This is a genomic window from Bacillus sp. MAG717A, assembly GCF_036884855.1.
Taxonomy (GTDB): domain Bacteria; phylum Bacillota; class Bacilli; order Bacillales; family Bacillaceae; genus Bacillus; species Bacillus safensis.
Window position 1 is genome coordinate 1143317 of sequence record NZ_CP145733.1, and the last position, 19766, is coordinate 1163082.

At 39.4% G+C, this 19766-nt stretch carries 19 protein-coding genes; 11 read left to right on the plus strand and 8 right to left on the minus strand.

Features of this window, described 5'->3' with window-relative positions:
- Window positions 1-152 precede the first annotated feature (152 nt).
- The gene (locus V6Z54_RS05775; protein WP_338527804.1) at window positions 153-1193 is read left to right on the plus strand and encodes an acyltransferase family protein; all 1041 of its coding nucleotides are present in this window, start codon (window positions 153-155) and stop codon (window positions 1191-1193) included.
- A 20-nt stretch (window positions 1194-1213) separates the two neighbouring features.
- Here V6Z54_RS05775 and V6Z54_RS05780 read toward each other — a convergent pair whose 3' ends face one another.
- Both V6Z54_RS05780 and V6Z54_RS05785 read right to left on the minus strand, forming a co-directional pair.
- On the minus strand, window positions 1214-1993 hold the full coding sequence (locus tag V6Z54_RS05780) for a glucose 1-dehydrogenase (protein WP_041088915.1): 780 nt from the start codon (window positions 1991-1993) through the stop codon (window positions 1214-1216).
- Between the two features lie 119 nt (window positions 1994-2112).
- Window positions 2113-2541: a cell wall hydrolase gene (locus tag V6Z54_RS05785; protein ID WP_039176249.1), complete on the minus strand. Its 429-nt coding sequence runs from the start codon at window positions 2539-2541 to the stop codon at window positions 2113-2115.
- 527 nt (window positions 2542-3068) lie between these two features.
- Here V6Z54_RS05785 and V6Z54_RS05790 point away from each other — a divergent pair.
- The 4 genes from V6Z54_RS05790 to V6Z54_RS05805 all read left to right on the plus strand — a co-directional run bounded on the left by V6Z54_RS05790 (window position 3069) and on the right by V6Z54_RS05805 (window position 7313).
- Complete coding sequence (locus tag V6Z54_RS05790) at window positions 3069-4130, plus strand: DUF4352 domain-containing protein (RefSeq protein WP_039176247.1); 1062 nt, start codon at window positions 3069-3071, stop codon at window positions 4128-4130.
- Window positions 4131-4975: 845 nt separating this feature from the next.
- Window positions 4976-5863: a S8 family serine peptidase gene (locus V6Z54_RS05795; protein ID WP_052470340.1), complete on the plus strand. Its 888-nt coding sequence runs from the start codon at window positions 4976-4978 to the stop codon at window positions 5861-5863.
- Between the two features lie 15 nt (window positions 5864-5878).
- Window positions 5879-6745 carry an SAR2788 family putative toxin gene (locus V6Z54_RS05800; RefSeq protein ID WP_073978645.1) on the plus strand — a complete coding sequence of 289 codons (867 nt, stop codon included), beginning with the start codon at window positions 5879-5881 and terminating at the stop codon, window positions 6743-6745.
- Window positions 6746-6761: 16 nt separating this feature from the next.
- Entirely contained in the window at window positions 6762-7313 is a 552-nt protein-coding gene (locus tag V6Z54_RS05805; RefSeq protein ID WP_025092776.1) for a hypothetical protein, read from the plus strand.
- 56 nt (window positions 7314-7369) lie between these two features.
- Here the strand turns inward: V6Z54_RS05805 and V6Z54_RS05810 are convergent, their stop codons facing one another.
- Both V6Z54_RS05810 and V6Z54_RS05815 read right to left on the minus strand, forming a co-directional pair.
- On the minus strand, window positions 7370-8545 hold the full coding sequence (locus tag V6Z54_RS05810; protein ID WP_338527805.1) for an ABC transporter permease: 1176 nt from the start codon (window positions 8543-8545) through the stop codon (window positions 7370-7372).
- Entirely contained in the window at window positions 8545-9285 is a 741-nt protein-coding gene (locus V6Z54_RS05815) for an ATP-binding cassette domain-containing protein (protein WP_338527806.1), read from the minus strand. Before V6Z54_RS05815 ends, V6Z54_RS05810 begins: the two co-directional genes overlap by 1 nt.
- 166 nt (window positions 9286-9451) lie before the next feature.
- On the opposite strand from V6Z54_RS05815, the gene V6Z54_RS05820 reads away from it, so the two are divergent.
- On the plus strand, window positions 9452-10153 hold the full coding sequence (locus tag V6Z54_RS05820) for a LytTR family DNA-binding domain-containing protein (protein ID WP_039176235.1): 702 nt from the start codon (window positions 9452-9454) through the stop codon (window positions 10151-10153).
- An 11-nt stretch (window positions 10154-10164) separates the two neighbouring features.
- A complete protein-coding gene (locus V6Z54_RS05825) occupies window positions 10165-11130 on the plus strand; it encodes a GHKL domain-containing protein (RefSeq protein WP_338527807.1) in 966 nt (321 codons plus the stop codon).
- 33 nt (window positions 11131-11163) lie between these two features.
- Here the strand turns inward: V6Z54_RS05825 and V6Z54_RS05830 are convergent, their stop codons facing one another.
- Window positions 11164-12093, minus strand: coding sequence for an aldo/keto reductase (locus V6Z54_RS05830; protein ID WP_338527808.1), 930 nt, complete (start codon window positions 12091-12093; stop codon window positions 11164-11166).
- Window positions 12094-12252: 159 nt separating this feature from the next.
- Between V6Z54_RS05830 and V6Z54_RS05835 the strand changes: the two genes are divergently transcribed.
- The 4 genes from V6Z54_RS05835 to V6Z54_RS05850 all read left to right on the plus strand — a co-directional run bounded on the left by V6Z54_RS05835 (window position 12253) and on the right by V6Z54_RS05850 (window position 15958).
- Window positions 12253-12714: a DUF1453 domain-containing protein gene (locus tag V6Z54_RS05835; protein ID WP_241768941.1), complete on the plus strand. Its 462-nt coding sequence runs from the start codon at window positions 12253-12255 to the stop codon at window positions 12712-12714.
- 22 nt (window positions 12715-12736) lie between these two features.
- Window positions 12737-13951 carry a sensor histidine kinase gene (locus V6Z54_RS05840; protein ID WP_041088903.1) on the plus strand — a complete coding sequence of 405 codons (1215 nt, stop codon included), beginning with the start codon at window positions 12737-12739 and terminating at the stop codon, window positions 13949-13951.
- Window positions 13948-14604: a response regulator transcription factor gene (locus tag V6Z54_RS05845; protein WP_041088901.1), complete on the plus strand. Its 657-nt coding sequence runs from the start codon at window positions 13948-13950 to the stop codon at window positions 14602-14604. The genes V6Z54_RS05840 and V6Z54_RS05845 overlap by 4 nt, the downstream gene beginning before the upstream one ends.
- A gap of 313 nt (window positions 14605-14917) precedes the next feature.
- Window positions 14918-15958: a DUF4352 domain-containing protein gene (locus V6Z54_RS05850; RefSeq protein ID WP_338527809.1), complete on the plus strand. Its 1041-nt coding sequence runs from the start codon at window positions 14918-14920 to the stop codon at window positions 15956-15958.
- Window positions 15959-16003: 45 nt separating this feature from the next.
- On the opposite strand, the gene V6Z54_RS05855 is transcribed toward V6Z54_RS05850, so the two are convergent.
- The 3 genes from V6Z54_RS05855 to V6Z54_RS05865 all read right to left on the minus strand — a co-directional run bounded on the left by V6Z54_RS05855 (window position 16004) and on the right by V6Z54_RS05865 (window position 19511).
- Window positions 16004-17089, minus strand: coding sequence for an SEC-C metal-binding domain-containing protein (locus V6Z54_RS05855; protein ID WP_041088896.1), 1086 nt, complete (start codon window positions 17087-17089; stop codon window positions 16004-16006).
- A gap of 192 nt (window positions 17090-17281) precedes the next feature.
- Window positions 17282-18220, minus strand: coding sequence for a response regulator (locus V6Z54_RS05860; RefSeq protein ID WP_041088894.1), 939 nt, complete (start codon window positions 18218-18220; stop codon window positions 17282-17284).
- Between the two features lie 4 nt (window positions 18221-18224).
- Window positions 18225-19511 carry a sensor histidine kinase gene (locus tag V6Z54_RS05865; protein ID WP_041088892.1) on the minus strand — a complete coding sequence of 429 codons (1287 nt, stop codon included), beginning with the start codon at window positions 19509-19511 and terminating at the stop codon, window positions 18225-18227.
- Window positions 19512-19766 lie beyond the last annotated feature (255 nt).

Below are 19766 nucleotides of genomic sequence, written 5' to 3' on the forward strand. Positions count from 1 at the left end.
AAGATGTCAAAATCCTTCCGTCTGTCATCTGATCGCAAATGTGTCTTCTAATCGTTAGCGAACTGTAAACGCATAAGAGGTGTACCTTTTATATAGTAGAGGTACATATTCAATGAACGGTTTACGAAGCTGAGAAAAAGGAGATGACAGACATGAAAAAGAGACTCGATTGGGTAGATGCAGCTAAAGGAATCGGCATTCTGCTCGTGGTTATGGCGCATGTGCCCATTCCAGATTCGCTCAAGCAATTCATTTACTCTTTTCATATGCCGCTTTTCTTTTTACTATCAGGCATGATGTTTCGATCATCCTCATCCCCTGCTCTGTCATTTATTCAGAAAAAAGCCAAAAGCTTACTCCTGCCCTATCTCTATTTCTCCATCATTACGTATGTATTTTGGTTCTCCGTTACTCGTTTTTTCGCATTCAAGGGACAAACGGATATCGACCCTTTCGTTCCGTTTACAGGTATTTTCATATCCAATGCAGATGAAGCAAGACTTACACATAACCCAGCGATTTGGTTTTTAACGACACTCTTTTTAGTGGAAATTTTATTTTTCTTTATGCATCGTCTTTCAAAAGGAAGACCCGCTGCCTTAATCTTGCTGACTGTTCTTTGCGGAGGTGCTGGATATGCCTCTACCTTGCTTTTAGATCAAAGTCTTCCTTGGAATGCCAATGTCGCCTTGACGGCTGTTGTGTTTTATTCGATTGGATTTTTAGCAAAGCAGTGGTTTGTAGAATTAAAAACAGACCCAACCCTTCTTTTATGTACAGGTCTGCTTGTGCTGACGGCTTACATGCAGAGCTTTAATTCACGGATTGATATGCGCGTCAACGACTACGGTGATCTCTTTATTTTCTATGCATGTGCTCTGCTCGGTTCAGCTGCCGTGATTTATTTAAGCTTTAAATTGAAAACATCCTCTATTTTGACGTATCTAGGACGAAATTCTATTGTCATTCTTGTCTTGCAGTTTGCAGGCATCGATATCATGAAAGCATTTGTTTTTTATGGACTTGGTATCAATATTGCTGATACAGCGCAGCTCTCTTGGACACTTTTTTATACAATCGGCACATTGCTGCTCATGGTGCCATGTATCTCCTTCCTGAGCAAGTACCCGATGCTGCTTGGCAAACGAGCCAAAGCTACACAACGCTACGAACAAAAAACATCCGCCGGCTGAACAGGCGGATGTTTTTCGGATTAATCATTGATTTGAGAAGGATAAAGTGTCATTCCACCATCCACAAATAAGGTGGTGCCTGTGATATATGCCGCTTCCTTAGAAACGAGGAATGCAGCAGCGGACCCAATCTCCTTCGGTTCACCAAAGGTTCTCATCGGAATTTTATCAAGCTGCTTTTGTTTTTTCTGTTCATCCTGCAAATCGTCATTTGATTCGGTTGCCATGGTACCTGGCGCAATCGCGTTGATTCGAATACCTGCTTCGGCATAATCAAGAGCCAGCGTCTTCGTCATCATATTTATTCCGCCCTTTGAAGTGGAATAATGAACGTTGAACGGGCGCGGAATCTCCTGGTGGACACTGGAAATATTTAAAATAGACCCTTTGATGTCATGCTCCATCATATAGGTGAGCGCAGCCTTTGCGCCTAAAAATGCGCCTGTCATATTCACATCAATGACGTTTTGCCATTGCTCCAGCGTCATCTCATGCGGCAGCGCTTCTTCACCGTTGAAGCCTGAATTATTGACGAATACATCTACTGTACCGAAATGCTCCAATGCTGTATCCATGATGGCTTGGATGCCTTCCTCTTTGGAGACATCTGCGTGTACTTTCACCGCCCCACCTCCGTGCTTCTGAATGGCTTGTACGGTCTCTTCAGCTCCATCTTCATCGCCTTTATAGTTCACAACCACATTCATTTCCTCTTGTCCAAACCGCAATGCGATCGCTTGTCCAATTCCTTTTGAAGAGCCTGTGACAATGGCTGTTTTCCCTTTTAAATCTTGATACATCTTCATTTCCTCCATTCACGTGCTTCATCTTGTTGATACACAATGGTTACCCATTTTGGAAAAAACAAAAACACAACCCTCTGCATTCGTACTCTAAGAGGATTGTGCGTTTCATCAAGCTAAAAGGTGTTATAGACATTTTCACACGTTTCGGCGGTTGGCTGATAAAAGCAATGCGACTTATATCTTGCCACAAACGGCTGATTGTACCATGTCGCCGGACAATTGCCAGGCGGTTTAAAATACCAAAGGCTGAATTTTGCCGGCCAAAAACGTTCTCCGTTAATATTTCTCCGCGCAAGTGTTTTTTCAGTTTCTCGTGCTCGTTGATAAAAGTACCCATGCGTGACCGCTTCGAATGCATGCTCCTGATAAATCATTTGTGGAATCGTACGCAGCCCTTTAAAGTCCGAGCAGTTGGCACGCAGCCGATTGATGCCCACATTTCCTACAAGCAGCATCCCTTGCTTCCCTTCACCTTCTGCCTCCGCTCTCAGCAGTCTGGCCATTAAATCAATATCAGAGCTTGTCGCTCTTACCACTGCCATACATCCACCTCCAGTTCATTTCTCTTTTATTTTATGTGGTGTTTCTGTGTAGATGACTGCCATTTTGACATGAAAAAGCACGTTCAGTGTCGACAGCCTGTCTAAATTTGCTGGACATGTGTCTTGCTGTCAACAACACACAAACCAAGTGACCATCCACATAGCAGGAAAAAATATTCATTACTATATACTCATTTACAAGTCATAAAAATCCTTCTAATTGCGACATCATCTTCAAAAACAGTCATTTGAACCTATTCAATAATCCGACTCAAAACCTTAAAATATAAAATGTTGAGTTTCTACAGGAGATATCAAATAATAAATTACAAGTTTCTCCTCTCAACTTAGTGTCATTTTTACTACTTGAAGCCAATCAACCTCGGAAACGCACTGAGGTATTGACAGTACTTTCGCTTCATTCTACAGTAAAAAACATACAGTATTTTTCTTTTTGTGCAAAAAGAACGATATGAACTACAGCTTTTCAATGAAATTCACCATAAACCCGAGGAGGAAAACACGACATGTTTAAAAAGAAATTATCCCTGTTTCTTCTGATCTTGTGTGTAACTGTTGTCGCTGCCGCTTGTAGTGGTGGTAAAGACAAAACAGCTGCGAAAGAAAACGATACCAAAAAATCTCTTGATGCAGCAGAAGTAAAGGTAGAAAGTGCTGAGTACACATTACCACCTCAATACGATACATCTGTACAGGATGATCAGTATGTACTAAAAGTGAATGTATCTGTAAAAAATATCAGCAAAGAGCCTCTCAATGTTGATAAAAGCAACTTCACACTTTACCAAGATGACGCACAGGTATCTACGATCTCTCCAGATGACTACAACGAAGTATTATCTTCAAGCTCTTTAAATGCAGACAAAGTAACAAAAGGCGGTCTATTCTTTGTTGTTGACAAAGACAAAGACTATCAGCTTGTTTACACAGAGCCAGGCAGTGGATCGAAAAAAGATGACAAAACATTAGAATTCGATATTAAAGGAAAAGACTTAATGAAAAAAGCAGATACACTACAAGCATCTGCAAAAGCTCTTTCTTCTTATATTGATGTTATGATTTTTGGTAAGAAAAACGACGATTTCGAAAAACTAACAGGTGATAACAAATCAACTGTTGTGAACGAGTTTGATAAATCATTCAAACAAGGCTACATCACTTCATCAGGTATTTCTTCTAGCTCAGCGAAGGACGAAAACCTTGATAAGCTTTTAAAAGCAGTAAAAGAAACATTAGCTGAAAAATCAAAAGTATCAACAAAAACAAAAGCGATCAGTGGTGATAAAGCTGTCGTCACTGTGACGCTTACACCGATTGATGCAAGCCCGCTTGTCGATCGTTTGAAAGAGAAAGCGACTGAGTTCTACAGCAAAAACCGTTCAGCATCTTATGATGATGCACAGAAATATCTACTTTCTATCTATCCAGATGAATTTAAAAAATTAGGACCATCATCTTCTGAAGAAACAGTAGAAGTGAACATGAAGAAAAATGATATCGACCAATGGAAACTTGATTTGAACGACTACAAAACAAGCTCATTAGTTGAGAAATTCATCAAGAACTAAAGAAAAACCCCCGATCCCGGGGGTTTTTTTGTTATGATTTATCACCTGGTTTGGTATCGTGAACCTCCTCTATCATCAAAAACCAGAATATAGTCAAGTTATTCTTACCCTTGACAACATTTCTTTCTATAATCAGTGTTCCATTTCTTTAGCTTGTCACTATGAGATATTCAATCCTGATTATTCTTTTTTGTACTTAAGATTTTTTTCTGCTTATTTGTGTTAAATATGACATGTAAACTCAAAATAAAAAAAGGTTCTCCTCACTCTTTATTTCTATTGAACTATATTATAAATCTAGCCACTCATTATAAAAGTAAACCATCATTTTCATTCACCCACTCTTTTTCTATTTAAGTTATTCCTTAATAAAACTCTTCGAGATATAAATAATTTCATTTTTATAATGTATTCAAAAAAAGGTTCTTTATACTCATTTTTAAGGTAATTTTAAACTTTTTATCATTATTATTATGCTAGAATTAGTAACCACATCAAAGAGAAAATTTACCATGGAAAATGATCTTGTCTAATAAAATGTCTTAGCTTCTGAAACCTTCGAATGTATAGATACTAATGTGAACTCAATAATATTGTTTATCCAACAATTCAAATCTCAAAATATTATTAGACTACTATAAGTTAGTTGACAAAAGAGAAAAAAGTTATGTTATCAAATACTCGATTTACAAAAAGAGTTATCTGATGTTGTCGAAAAAATCTTATTTAGAGATACATTAGTGATATCTTTCATGAAAATTCAGAAACATACCAAGACTTATTGGGGGTACGATCGATTATTAAAAAAGGCTAGGAGGAAATGATTATTGAAAGAGTGAGAAGATATGATTGATAAAATTCTAAAGTTAAAGAAATGGTTGATTTTATTTGTTTTTATAATGGTGATTTTATTCTTTGGAGTGTTTAGTTTTTTGCTAAAAGATAATTTAAAAAATGAAACTATTAGTACGAGAGAATTAAATGAAAAAATTAAAGTCGCGGTTTTAGATAGTGGAATAAATAAGAATCATAAAGATTTAAAAGGTAAGATTGTAAAAGAATTTAATCCGATAGATTCATCCATTGAGTCTGAAAATAAATTAAGTCATGGTACATCAATCGCAGGAATAATTACAGCAAACAACACTAACAGTGAAGTTACTGGCGTTACACAAAATGTCGAACTATATTCTGTTAAAGTGATCAAAAATGATGGAAAGATTGAAAGACAGGGTTTTATAGATGGTTTTAAGTGGGCTATATCTCAAAATGTAGATATTATTAATTTAAGTTTAGGTTTTCAAAAGGATTTCCCCGAATTAAGGGAGTTAGTGGACGATGCCGTAAAAAAAGGAATTATTATTGTTGCTGCTAGTGGTAATACTTATGGTTTAAATAGTCAATTTCCAGCTCGCTACGATAATGTTATTTCTGTCGGGGCAATTGATTCAAAGAATAAAGTACCACAATTCTCTGCTATAGGAAAAGTTGATTTTTTTGCCCCCGGTGTTAATGTTTTATCGTTAAATAATAAAGGAGGAAATTCTGTTTATACAGGATCTTCTTATTCGACAGCTTACATAACGGGCGTAATTGCCGATTATCTTTATAAAGAGAAAATTAATAAAGATGAAAAGAGCTTTTCACAGGTTTATACCTATCTGGAGAGTTCATCTACGGAAATGCTGGATAATAAAAGTAAGATTATTCAGGATTTCAATTTTAAAAAATAACGGAGGAATTGTTATATGTGGTTAAAAGTTAAAAGTAAAATTATAATATTACTGGTGTTTTTCTTAGTTGCTAGTCTATTTCCAAACAATCATACCAAGGCAGAAGAAATTGATAATAATATGATTGTTGATGAAGAAGTTGTTTCAGAGATGTTAGAAGATAGTTTATCTGAAGAAAATATTTCTGTTGATAATTTTGAAATATCAAATGATGAATTGGTTTTAGATACTTCAATGAATGACGCGGAAGGAAATAAGGTTGAAGCTACTCTCAATGTAGAACCTGGTGCAGATAGTTTTAATTTAACTACAAGAGAATTCAATGAAGTTGGTGAAGAAATATCAAAGGAATATGAAATAAAAATTAACCAATTTAAAGACGATGAGTTTGAAGCGACTTTTGAAGATGTTGAAACAGAGGAAATTTTCACCTATAATTCAGAGGAAGGTACAGCTTCATTCGCCTTTTTAATACCGGTGGGAATAGCAATAACACCTGCAGTTATGACTGCTTTATTTCATACTGGTGCAGTGATTGTTGTTGCAGGAGCTGGTTATGTAATTGCTACAGAAGCCAACAAGCACAGGTCTAAAAGCAAAAAAAAATATAATCATTATGAAGCTGTTATCCGAGGCGGAGTATATGTTGGAAAAGGACTAAGTAAATCGCAAGCAATCGCTAGAATGAAGTCAAAAAAGGATATTTGGTCTATTTCTTCTAGTCAAGCAGAAGTTGTTGCAGCTGGAGCTAATACAAAAGGTAAACCATTTAAAGAAGTAGATAGATACAAAGGTAAGCCGAAGAAAGGTTATTATTATCACTGGCATCCCTATAAAAGAACTCCAAAGGCTCATTCATTCTACGGAGGTCCTGTTAAATAGTTAATAGAGGTGAATAATGTATAATTACGAAAAGCTATATAAACAATATTTATATAAAAAAGATCAATTGATTTTTACTAAAGAACAAGTCGTTGAAATGATAACGTCTAAATTTAAAGCTAGAGAATTTTCAAAAACAAAGATTTTAGATTTAGTAAATGATGATCACTTTGAATATACTAAGATATATAAATGTTTTGTCATTGATGATCCGAGTATATTGATTCAATTGTTTTCGAATGAGGAAAAAAAGGATCATCGTGAACAAGTACTTCATAATCGTCTTCATCCGTTAAACCCTAAAAGAGTAAAAGAATGGGAGTATAATCACTTATTGCTTGATGAACAAGAAGGTAGAAGAATTGATATCATTTTAGAAAGTAAAGATGGATTATATGTTTCAGAATTTACCGTAAGAGATAGTTGCGAAAAGCTTAATAGGTATATAAATGCTTTAATTGAAGGTGCACTTATCGAAAATGGGTTAGAAGAATATCCTGATGGTATTCATGACGAGTATTTTCAATTTTATTTAGAGAACTTGGATCAATTCGGTTTCTTAAACTGAAAAATACGATGATCGGCATTCACTTGAAAACGCCCTCTATCAAAGAGGGCGTTTCTTTATTTCGCAAGCATCCATTTCTCTTTCATAAACAAGCTTCTGACGATGACAAACAGGATGACGACTGCCAAGGCTGAGGAGCCGAGTGTCAGGGCGATGGACATTGGATCGATGATACCAAACATCAATTGCTTACACAGCGCATGAATATTGAGGAATGGGATGGCAAAGTAATACGTATCTAGCTGCGTAGCACCTGCTCTCATGGTAAAGAACATTGGGATCACACCTAGTGTAATGATCATGGACATGTACGACTGTGCTTCTTTGACTGAGCCCGAAATGACGCTGAGCAGCAATTCAATCATGGATACCATGAAGGAGAAGATGATAAGCGCCGCAAACATGACGCAGATAATGCTCCACATTTGATCACCAAAGTTTAGAGCCTGCTTCAGCTTTTCTGTAAAGAGCAAAGTAGATAGAAGCAACATGCCTATCGCCACAATCCCACTTAAAATACCAAACATAGAGACAGCGAGCCATTTTCCGATGAGAATCTGGAGTCTGCTGGCAGGTGTCAGGAACAACGCTTCAATGGATTTCCGGTCTTTTTCACCTGCTACAATATCAAGCGCAGCCGGCAAGGCTCCTGAGATGACGGAGGTCACCAAAATCATCGGAAGGAGAATCGACAACAGCATAGCGGTCACTCCGTTTTCCCCTTCATCCCCTTCTTCTACATCAACGGACTGCACCTCAAACGGATGAATAACGGACGTATCGATTTGATCCGCTGCTAAACGCTTTTCGACCACTTGGTTTTGATATTGCTCCAGCAATGATTGCAGCATTTGAACGGTGATGACCGAATCATCATCTGTCGTATATCCATGAATTTTAATGGCGAATGGCTTTTGATGCTTGAGCATATCGCCTGCCTCTTTCGGCATTTCTAGGTAAGCATTTGCCTCTCCATCTTTGACCGCTTGCTGCGGGTCATCAAATGTTTCAAGTGTGAGGTTTTTGACCTCTTTGATCATTTGGTTCATTTCGGCTGGAAGCTGTTCATTGATGGCGACTGTATAGGCTTCATCCCCTGGATCTGCAATCATGCTTTCATAAAAGAACACCAGTCCAAGCATGGTCAAAAGAGGAATTAGCACGGTTAAGAGCAACGTTTTTCGATCCCTCAGCGCATCTGTCATTTCTTTCAAAAAGACGGTTTTCCACATTATGAAATCCCCCTAGCGAGCTTCGACATAAAGATATAGTTCAAGTCATCACTTTGTTCCTGATTATATAATTCTGAAAGTGTCCCTTTGTATACAAGCTCTCCTTGATGAATCATCATGACACTGTCACAAAGCTGGCTGACTTCTTCCATGATGTGGCTTGAAAAAAGGATGGTTTTATTTTGCTGCTTGAGCTGATGAATAAAGTCTCTGAAAATATTACTTGATGTAATATCCAAGCCTGTTGTCGGCTCATCAAATAAAATAATGTCAGGATCATGAATTAACGTTCTGGCAATCGCCACCTTTTGTTTCATCCCTCTTGAAAATCCTTTCACCTTGCGATCCATATATTGTCTCATTCCAAAACGCTTTGCCAAATCCTCAATTCTTGCTTTGATTTCGTGCTGATCCAAGCCATACAATTTGCCAAAGTATTCAAGGTTTTCTCGTGCCGTCAAACGATCGTAAAGCCCCGTCTCACCGCCAAACAAGACACCAATTCGCTTTTTCACTTCCGTTGATTCTTTCACTGTATCAAAGCCTGCGACAGTGACTGTTCCGTGTGTAGGCTCTAATAATGTGGCCACGGCGCGCAATAATGTCGTTTTTCCTGCACCGTTTTCTCCTAGGATGCCAACGACTTCCCCTTCCTTCACGGAGAACGTCATGTGTTTCATCGCTTTCACGACTTTTTTCTTATCTTTAAACCAGCAGCTGCAATCGCTGAGAGTAATCATTTGGTTCGCCCCTTTCAACTTTACTTTCTAAGTCTATGATAGAAAAAATAATGCCTGCCTGATATAAAAATGTCGCGAAACGTCCTTTTTCTGTCTTGAAATGATCTATTTCAAAAAAACAAATGGTAAAATAGACAAATAATAAGAAGAGTCATAGGTGATTTTTATGATAAAAGTAGGTCTCGTCGATGATTACCGAGTAGATTTAGAAAAGCTGCACGCCATTGTGGGCAGAATGGAGGCTGTGGACATTGTCTTTGTCACGCAGTCAGCAGAGGATGCATATGAGAAGGTCAAACAAGGAGACATTGATCTGTTGTTCGCTGACATTGAAATGCCCGGAATGTCCGGCTATGAATTAGCGGACCTCATTCACTCTCACGCACTGAATGTCGATGTGGTCTTTGTGACAGGAAACAGTGGTTATGCAGTCCATGCGTTTGATTTGAATGTACATGATTATATTATGAAGCCCTACCAAGCTGATCGAATTGCCAAATGCTTAGAGCGCTATATGTCCACCAAGCAGGAGAAAAGCATTCATGGCCGGCTTCTCATTAAGCAGCAGTCGGATATTCATGTGCTGCAGAAAAAGGATGTCATTTTTGTTGAGCGAACGGGCCGGTCAACAACTATCGTGACAACGACAGGAGAAATCCAGACATATCAAACTTTAAACGAGTTAAAGGGTGATTTGGCTGAAAAGGATTTTATCCGCTCCCATCGATCGTTTATCATCAATATTCATTACATTAAGAATTTCTCGGCGTATGCTAAAAATTCGTTTATCGTGTCTTTTGAAGGGACAGATAAAAAAGCCATGATGACCAAGCAGCAATTAGAATTCTTTAAGAAATACTATTTTTAAGGAGAACGAACGTGAACGCTTTCTATCTTGGATTTCGCATTTATGCCCTCATATGGCTAGGTCTTGCGTTTCATGCAGTTGCTGAAGCCTTTCTACCGCTATCATCAATTGTGTTGTGGATTCTTACCTTTTGCGTAATATGTGTTTATACATTCTTCATGTACAAAAGATTTTTACCTCATACGAGTGGTTATGTGATATTAGGTGCTTTTATACTCATCACCTGTGCAGGCTTTTTGCTGTTTCTAACGCAAGAGGATGGGCTGAGCTGTCTTTTAGCAATCATCATGATGGTGACAGTCGATATCCTCTCATTGAAGGTGATGCAGACAGAGAAACAGTTAAATGGACGGCTTCAAGAGCTCATAAACGCAGAATCAAGAACCAACGAATTACTTCTTGAGCTGCGCAGTAAACATCATGAAACAGCCAGACATTTAAATGCCTTTTCCGCGTCGAACGACGAACATGAAATCAAAGATTTAATTCAGCAATACGTCAAACATTTCCCATGGATGAAAGGAGAAAATGCTTATTTAGCCTCTACCCTTCATCCCTTTTTGGAGCGGGCTGAGAAAGAGAACATTGTACTTTCACTAGACCTTCAAGCTCCCTTTTCATCGCTTCCCTTTTCAAAGGCGGATCAGGTTAGTTTTACTGGCAACCTGCTTGATAATGCCCTAGATGCAGCGATTGAAGCAAAGAAAGCTGGAAAAGAGGGCAGCATTTCGGTCACAACCTCTATTCGGAGCGGGCTATTTTTAATCCATTGTGAAAACAGCACAAAAGGTATGGAAAAACATGTGTTAGATCATTTATTCAAAACTTTTGGCCGCTCGACAAAAGGCGGCAATCATCAAGGCATGGGGACGTATATCATTCATCAGCTTGTTGAAAAGGCAGACGGTACACTGGATTTCACTTACCGTTCTCCAAATTTACGGCTCGTCATCAAAATCCCTCTTACAATGTCATAAAAAAAAGGTGCATAGCTGCACCTTTTTTTCGTGTTAAGAAAAAATCTTGTCGATTTGATTAATTTCCTCTTCAGTTAGTTGAACATCGTTTGTTTTTAAATTTTGCAGCACTTGGTCTGCTCGTTTTGCCCCTGGAATAATAGCATCAATACCATCCTGAGCTAAGAGCCAAGCGAGTGCGACGTGTGCCGTTTCTGCATTCTTTGATTGGGCAATCGCCTGCAGCTTGTCTACTTTTTCGAGATTTGAAAGGAATGCATCACCTTGGAAAAGTGGGTCTTTTGCTCGAATATCATCAAATGTGGCATCCTTTGTAAATTTGCCAGTCAACAAGCCTGATGCCAATGGGAAATAAGGAATAAAGGAGATACCATGCTCGACGCAGTATGGAAGAAGATCCTGCTCCGCCTGACGTTTCAGCAGAGAATACTCCGACTGAAGCACGTCTAAGTAGCCATCTCGGTTAAAAGCTTGAAGCTGTTCAAAATCAAGGTTGGATGCACCGATCGCCTTGATTTTCCCTTCGTCCTTCAATTCCTTTAATGTGCCTGCTACTTCCTCGAGTGGCGTGCGCCCATCCGGGAAATGCATATAGTACAAGTCAATATAATCTGTTTGCAGTCGTTTCAGGCTATTTTCGACCTGCTCTCTTAAGAAATCACGGCTGTTATCAAGTTCAATTTGCCCGTTTACTTCCTTATGAGCTCCTTTTGTCGCAAGGACAAGCTTTTCTCTGCCGCCTCTTTTGGCAATGATCTCACCGATTAATTCCTCTGAACGGCCCAGCCCATAAATAAAAGCAGAATCTAGGAAATTGACACCTTGATCAAGAGCCGTCTCCACAAGCTCCCGTCCAGCATCCTCACTAAGATTCGGGAATAAATTATGTCCACCTACTGCATTCGTACCAAGCCCTATTGGATTTACCTGCAAATCAGTTCGTCCAAGCGTTACCTTTTTCAAAAGCTCATCTCCCTTATCTACGTAATCATCCTTATTTTCCCATGAATCAATTCCAACATTCAAGTATCCCGCTTTCTGAAAATCAACCTACGGGTGGACGCCGCGAAAATAGAAGATGCGTATGATGAAGATAGACTAAAACGAAAAGGAGATCTTGTCATGACCATTCAATTTGTCATCATTATGATTATTCTGCTTTTAAGAACAGGCAAGGAAAAAGAAATCCGCCCCATCAGGCTTCTCATAGGGCCGCTCATTTTATTAGGCACTCTCTCTTATTCCTTTACCCAGCATATTGAAATCACGGTGATGAGCCTGCTTGTGATGACCGGCTTTGCATTCGCAGGTTTTGCAATCGGGCTTTGGAGAGGTAAACTATACAAAGTAACATATGATCAACAGTCGGGACGTATCACCGCCGCCAGCTCACTCTATGGAACACTTTTTTTCATCGGAATCATTCTTATCCGGATGACAGTAGGTTCAGTTGTACAGGATGGCGGTCATTCCCTGATCATTTTCGCAAATGGCCTGACATTCCTTCCAATTGGCAGTATGATCGGATTACGTTTTATTCTTTTAAAAAGATATATGAACATCAAGGCATCTGCTGCTATTTAACTGACAGACAGGAGTTTTTGATATGAACCTTCAGCAGCCACTCAAGCTTTTAGGTCAAATAAGGCGAAAATTCGTATTAGGCCTTGTATTGACCTATATGTATATTCAAATGTATGAGCCCCTTTCAATAGGCGGATTGGTGTTTCGCACCTTCGTCTATTTGGTGTTTCTCCTTTGTCTTTTTCCAAAAAGCAAGCTGTCACCTAAAAAGCAATTTTCTATGCTCCTCTTGATGTGGATTCTGACACATCTCTTGTGGTTGGTGACAGGTCAGATTCAAGACAGTATCGGCCTGACCTTTTTTATGATTGGCTTTATCGCTTTTCGTTTTTCAGAGGCGCATCACCCCTATCTATTTGCTATCATCTTTTTCACTAGTGGGATCAGCTATTATGTAAACGATTTTTCTTGGAACATGGTGATCACTCTCCCACTATTCCAGCTGCTTGTGTATACACTTGTTTTGATTTCTAGAATGCGGCGGCGTGAACAGGAATTAAAGGAAGAACACTTCGGGGAACTGCAATTGGTTCACAAGGAATTATCAGAAGCCCATGAACAATTGAAAAAGGCACATATGGAACTTGAAGAAGCGACCGTTCAGTCACTCCAATTTGCAGTACTGGAGGAGCGAAGCAGAATTGCACGTGACCTGCATGACAGCATCGGTCACCAATTAACCTCGATGATTGTCCAGCTGCAGTCTTTGCCCTACCGTTTAAAACAGGAAGAACCAGAGCAGATGGCGCAGACGTTTCAGGAGCTGATCAATATTTCTAAAAATTGTCTCACCGAAGTTCGTTCTGTGGTTCATCATATGGCGTCAGATGATGCAGGTCTCGGACTTGCAGGGCTTCGTAGTCTTATCAAGCAAGGAGAGATATCGGGAGAGATAGATATTCACTTTCATACAGAGCAGCTTACGTATAAAAAATGGCCGCTCTCCGTATCTGAACTGCTTTACCGCATTTTACAAGAAGCCATTACCAATACAATTCGCCATGCCAAGGCGACCGCGATGACCATTACACTATATAACCACCAGCATGAGCTGATGATGAACATTGAAGACGATGGATATTTGACCAGCGAAAAAGATATTTCATTTGGATTTGGGCTGTCAGGCATGAAAGCACGGTGTGACGCTGCAGGCGGTTCCCTCAAGACGTCCATACGCGAGCCGCACGGCTTTTGTATCCATCTTCAAATTCCTATCAAGGAGGACTCTGAGACATGACACCCCCTATAAAGATTGGCATTATTGATGATCAGCCGCTGATCCGCCAAGGATTTCGTTATATTGCAAGCGCTCAAGAGGATATTGACGTCATATGGGAGGCGTCAGACGGTCAGGAGGCGGTTGAGCTTTGCTTGATCAACAAACCAGACGTACTGCTCATGGATGTACAAATGCCTGGAATGGATGGCATCACGGCAACAGAGCACATTTTAAAAAAGCATCAAGATGTAAAAGTTGTGATTCTCACGACCTTTGATACGGAAGAATACGTCTTTGACGGGATTCGTGCAGGGGCAGTCGGTTATTTGCTGAAGGATACAATGCCTGAGGAATTAATTGAGGCCATCCGCACCGCCTTTGCTGGTGAATCTGTCTTTCGAACAGCAGCCTCTGAGCACATGATGGCACGAGCTCTTCAGCAGGCAAATGATACACATCACACTCATCTGCTTCACGAATCATTTACAGAACGTGAACGCGATGTTTTACAGCAAATGGCCTATGGTTTAAAGAATGAAGACATCGCTGATCAATTATTTATCAGCAAAAGTACAGTAAAAACGCATGTGCACCGTATATTACAAAAGCTCAATGCACAAGACCGCACACAGGCTGTCGTCTTCGCCATCCGACACCGCCTCGTCAAATGAAAACTACCTTCATTTCAAGATTTTTATACAAAAAACATTTAAAACCTAAAATAAATCTATAAATCAATACTTATTAACCAGTATATTATGCTTATTTAATTCCTTATTTTATAGGTAATTGTGTTAAAAATTATTAAAAATAGGGACTAAAACCTATTCCTCATCATGAATGAATTTCGATAGAATGAATAGTGCAAATCGTCATTAGGATATTTTCCCCTTTAACACCCGATTATACCATTCTATCTGTTTCTTTTTTCATAGTCAGATAGCGGGAATGAAATGACGAAAGAAAAGCAAAGGAGCATCAACTGTGAATCTTAAAAAAATAAGTGCCTTCCTCATGATTTCATTCGTGATGATCATCTCTGCAGCCTGCCAGAGCTCAGCCAAATCAACAGACGCTGACCAAAAGTCAACGAAAACAGCAGAGGTAAAAGTCAATAGCTACGAATATACGTTACCAGAAGACTCAACAACTACCCTGAGAGACAATGAATTGGTCCTAAAAGTCAACCTGACGATCACAAACAAAGGTGACAAAGCCCTTTCATTATATAACTCTGACTTCTCCCTTTATCAGGACGATGCCAAAGTATCTGATTTAAAATTCTACGGCAGTAAAGACCGTCTTGACCTTGGTTCATTGAACAAAGGCAAGTCACTTTCAGGAGCTCTTTATTTCCTAGTAGACAAAGGGAAAAAATATCAGTTCGTGTATCAGGACAGCATCAAGAAAAACAGTGATTCCATCCAAATCGATCTAGATGGAAACAAAATACTCGATACAGCAAAAAAGCTGGATAACCCAGCAAAAGCGTTATCCGCTTATACTGATATTATTGTTTTTGACAAAAAGAACGATCAATTCGCAGATTTAACGGGTGACAATCAATCGGATGTCGTCAATAAATACCATGAAATGTTTGTTAAAGACTTCAAAAGAAGTGCAGGAATATACGGTAATGAAGTGAGTGACCGTGATATTCTGTCGATGTACAAACGCATTCAAAACACTATGAAGGATAAAGCCAAAGTAGAAACAAGTGTGAAAACCATCTCTGATGACGAAGCAAAGGTTGTCGCTCAAGTAACAGGCATTGATGCTTCTAACTTAAAAGACAAGCTAGACAAGAAAAGAGACGAGTTTTACAACGGGAAAATCCGTTCTAAAGAAGAATTGTATAAAAAAAGCTTAAACATGTACGCATCTGAATTCGAAAAGCTCCCTCCCGTCTCCAGCCCAGCTGAATATGAAGTGAAAATGAAACGTAATGGAGATGGTCAATGGAAAATCGACCTCAACGATTATAATACAGAGCAGTACATGAGTGGTTTTATTAAAACGAGATAATCTAAAAAAGACGCTGGCCTCTGAAGGTGCCGCGTCTTTTTTAGATTATACTGTCGCCTCTTGCTCTTCTTTCACCGCTTTTTCGATATCTTTAAAACGGCTCGATACAGTCGACGCACTAATGCCATACTTCTTCGCTACTTGTGCTTGAGAAAGCGGAGCATCGCTTGCAAGTGAATGAATATAGTATTCGATTCCCGCTGCAAATGACGCTGCTTTACGGATCACAGGTGATTTCTGATCACAGTAGGCTTTCCAAACCGTTAAAGCACCATCTGTCAGGCTTTGGTCACCGTGCTCCTTCATTCCGTCTTCAATCAGCTTAGCTGTTTCCAGCTGGACGTCACTTGCCCAGTCCATACGATCTGCTGATAGGCCTGCATCGCCTTCTGTTTGAGCAGGTGTTTCTGATTCTTCTACTTCTTGCTTCGCAAACATACACTTCAGCACATCAGGGAATGATTCTCTCATAAATGTGCTGCGCGCTTCTCCATTTGCTTCATATGCGTCAACAAGCTGGCGGACCTGAAGAAGAAGAGTATCTGTGAACTCTTTCGCAAACATCGTATACTGAATGAAAAACTCTGCTTTTTCTTCAAATTGAACAGGAAAACCAAGCACGAGACTTCCCTTTTCAGGCAGTACCGTTTGATCCGGTTTTACATCTACTTCAACCTTCTCAGCTGTTACCATATTTTCGAAGTAAAGAGACTCGTCCGTTTTTTCATTTAATAAAAGCAAAGATGGCTCCATATCTGTCCAAGATTGAACCACTTGTCTTGTTTTCGGACGGGTAATATCTTCTGCTTTCTTTGTCAGGAATTCTTGGAAAATGGTTTCTTTCTGATCAGTTAATGGACGGAAGAAGATGCCCCATACACTCAAATGGAAAACTGAGATTTGTTGCGTTTCTTTATCCATATCTGCAAGGAAAGAAAACTCATTAATGAATTGATTGATCGCTCTCTGATGTTTAGAAAAAGCATAATTCATTAAATCCTTTTGAACTTGTACAGCTTCCTTAAACACAAGCTCAGACGTTTGTTCTCCACCTGATTTTTGACCACAGCAATGTTTATATTTTTTTCCGCTTCCGCATGGGCAGAGCGCATTTCGTTTAATTTTTCCCAAAATAAAACCTCCGACATTCTAGTCTAACCTCACTATTTTAACAAACGATTGCACAGGAGGGTTTTATTTTCAAGAAAAAAGAAAAATCAGAATGATCAGTTAAATTATAAAACCACCTGAAGATCAAGACAGATCATAGGAAAGGCAGACCGTTCTCTGTTTATTTTCTCCAATCATACCAACAGATTTTCCTCAGCTCATTTCTTCGAATAGCTGCTTTGCTTCAAAATAAAAGATTTGAACGAATTTCTTTGTATTGACTCTGCCCGTCGATCCTGCGGGAGAAGATGTCTTCTGCATTTCTTTCATTCTTTGGCTGACATCGGTAAAATCGAAAAACTTCGACGCGTAGTGCTCAAACTTAGGATTTGAGAAATCTGTTAATCCTAGTGAGGCAAAATGATTCAAGGAATGATGAATAGCTCGTCTAATCCGCTGCTCCGCCGCTTTCACTTCCCGCATCACTTCAACATCGGTTGCACCATGATCCAGCTTTCTTTCTGCTGTTTTGATAAACAGCTGCTTTAGCGGCGGGAAATTGACCTCATGAGAATTGGCTGACTGAGTTTCATGTAAGTAGATGAGTATCTCCAGTAAATCCTTAGAGCCGTTCTCGCCGACAATTCCCAGCTCAGATAAGAGGAATTCCCCAGCCTCTTTCATCGTTCTTCTCTTCGCTCCAGCGCCAGCACCTTGAGAAATCACAGGCTCTAATGGCAGCACGTGGCGAAGAGAGGCTTGTATATCGTAAATCGATTTTTCCAGCTTGATACGCTCCATGACTTTTCGAATCACACTGACGATTTCAATGCGATTGACAGGCTTATGGATATAATATTCAATCCCTAGTTCATAGGCTTCTGCCATCATCTCTTTTGCCTCTACTTGGGAAATCATAATGACCTTGCCTTTGAATTCAGGGTGAATATGGCGAATGGTTTGAATGCCGTCTCTAGCAGGCATCAAAAGATCAATCAAAAGGATGTCTACTTTCTTGAGGTTCAGTGAATGTGCCTCTAATCCAACTCCGTCACCCGCTTCATCTACGACCTCTCCCAAATCCTCATCCTCTATAATTTGACCTAAAATCGAGCGTATTGCACGATCATCATCTGCAATGAAGAATCGCATACACTCACCCTCTCTGTATTAAATTTTGTATAGGAAGGACAAGCAGAAATGCTGTACCTTTTGTTTCTTTTGGTTCGATTTGAATATGGCCGCCAAGCTCTTGAACCAGCTCTCTCACATAGGATAAGCCAATCCCAGTAGATGGAGTTCCAAATGCATCAAATTTGGAGGTATAGCCTGGATCAAACACAATTTCTCTCATTTTTTTAGGAATCCCCGGTCCATCATCTTCAATCCGAATCTCTATTTTATCATGACTTCCTTTCAATTCGAGTGAGATCATCCCGGTATCCTTTATAGCTTCGACTGCATTGGCCATTAAATTATTAATCAGCGATAAGAAAATAAACACATGATAATCATGCAGATGAATGCCCCTTATATCAGATGTAAAGGTGATGTTTTTCCCAAGAGATAAAGCATACTTCTCTTGAATACGGATTACAATTTGAACGAGCTCTTCCGCCTTCATGTAATCTTGCATATTTTCCTTCGAAATCAGCTTTGAAAGCCCAGCATAAATACGCTGATTGTCCTTTTTCACTTCATGAATTTCTCCTGCGAGCTTTAACAGCTCCTGACTCACTTTTTTCCCTGCTTCGTGTTCATGCAGCAGACGATAAAGCCGGTATGATTCCTGCGTAATATGCTCTGTATGTTTTAACGTTTTCTTTAAGTGCACCGTTTCTTCATATAAATTCGAAATGACCATCATCATATGCTCGTTTTGTTTCATGATCTGCTTCTCTCTTGATTGTGCCTCATACAGCTTCATCATATTAAAAAAACTGATCACCACAAAGCTGTGAGCAAATGCAATGAGGAACATATCGCTCAGCTTTGATAAAGTCATCGTTGTATCAAACACTAAAAATTGTACAAACAGCTCGACAAAATCAGCAACTAATTCGATCATCAGACCGATAATCCCAATGAAAATAGAGCGCTGTTTAAAGCGACCCGTACGGACGGCAAAAAACAGGAAAGCATACGTGAAATAGAAAAAGAAGCTTGGGAATTGCTGATAAAATGATGAAGCCAGATCAGCATTCTGCTGAATTAAATCTAACCCTACCCGAAAAAGCACAATAGCTGCACCTGTTAAAAATCCAGGCAATAGCGGTCTAGATTTTCTTAAGAGTAATAAACAAAAGAAAAACGCAGGTGCGCCAAAGCTGATGCGAAACGTCTCATTCACAGGATAAAACTTCAGCTCTCCTGCAAGCGGCACAATAACCATCATAAAAATTAAAATGAAAGCGTCCCTTTTGACAAGCTGATTTAAACTCAAATGACTGACATCCCTTCCCCTGTTTGCATAGCCACAGTATACAAGGAGACTCTTTTCTCCACAATGTACAAAAAATAAATTTCACTGCTCCTTTTATCTCCAAAATCCTTTTTTATGACTATTCTCCGGGGCAGTAAGGTGACCTTTCAGCTATTCAGGGTTTTGATCATTGACGACAATAATCGACAAACTGATTTTTATTTGTAAGTTTTTCTGTAGATTTACGTCAGATTGTGTAGTTTCCAAGATAAATTG

Bases quoted from the DNA above. Each gene is read 5' to 3' on its own strand.
- V6Z54_RS05775 (WP_338527804.1), top strand. From the start codon at position 153: ATGAAAAAGAGACTCGATTGGGTAGATGCAGCTAAAGGAATCGGCATT.
- V6Z54_RS05780 (WP_041088915.1), bottom strand. From the start codon at position 1,993: ATGTATCAAGATTTAAAAGGGAAAACAGCCATTGTCACAGGCTCTTCA.
- V6Z54_RS05785 (WP_039176249.1), bottom strand. From the start codon at position 2,541: ATGGCAGTGGTAAGAGCGACAAGCTCTGATATTGATTTAATGGCCAGA.
- V6Z54_RS05790 (WP_039176247.1), top strand. From the start codon at position 3,069: ATGTTTAAAAAGAAATTATCCCTGTTTCTTCTGATCTTGTGTGTAACT.
- V6Z54_RS05795 (WP_052470340.1), top strand. From the start codon at position 4,976: ATGATTGATAAAATTCTAAAGTTAAAGAAATGGTTGATTTTATTTGTT.
- V6Z54_RS05800 (WP_073978645.1), top strand. From the start codon at position 5,879: ATGTGGTTAAAAGTTAAAAGTAAAATTATAATATTACTGGTGTTTTTC.
- V6Z54_RS05805 (WP_025092776.1), top strand. From the start codon at position 6,762: ATGTATAATTACGAAAAGCTATATAAACAATATTTATATAAAAAAGAT.
- V6Z54_RS05810 (WP_338527805.1), bottom strand. From the start codon at position 8,545: ATGTGGAAAACCGTCTTTTTGAAAGAAATGACAGATGCGCTGAGGGAT.
- V6Z54_RS05815 (WP_338527806.1), bottom strand. From the start codon at position 9,285: ATGATTACTCTCAGCGATTGCAGCTGCTGGTTTAAAGATAAGAAAAAA.
- V6Z54_RS05820 (WP_039176235.1), top strand. From the start codon at position 9,452: ATGATAAAAGTAGGTCTCGTCGATGATTACCGAGTAGATTTAGAAAAG.
- V6Z54_RS05835 (WP_241768941.1), top strand. From the start codon at position 12,253: ATGACCATTCAATTTGTCATCATTATGATTATTCTGCTTTTAAGAACA.
- V6Z54_RS05840 (WP_041088903.1), top strand. From the start codon at position 12,737: ATGAACCTTCAGCAGCCACTCAAGCTTTTAGGTCAAATAAGGCGAAAA.
- V6Z54_RS05845 (WP_041088901.1), top strand. From the start codon at position 13,948: ATGACACCCCCTATAAAGATTGGCATTATTGATGATCAGCCGCTGATC.
- V6Z54_RS05860 (WP_041088894.1), bottom strand. From the start codon at position 18,220: ATGCGATTCTTCATTGCAGATGATGATCGTGCAATACGCTCGATTTTA.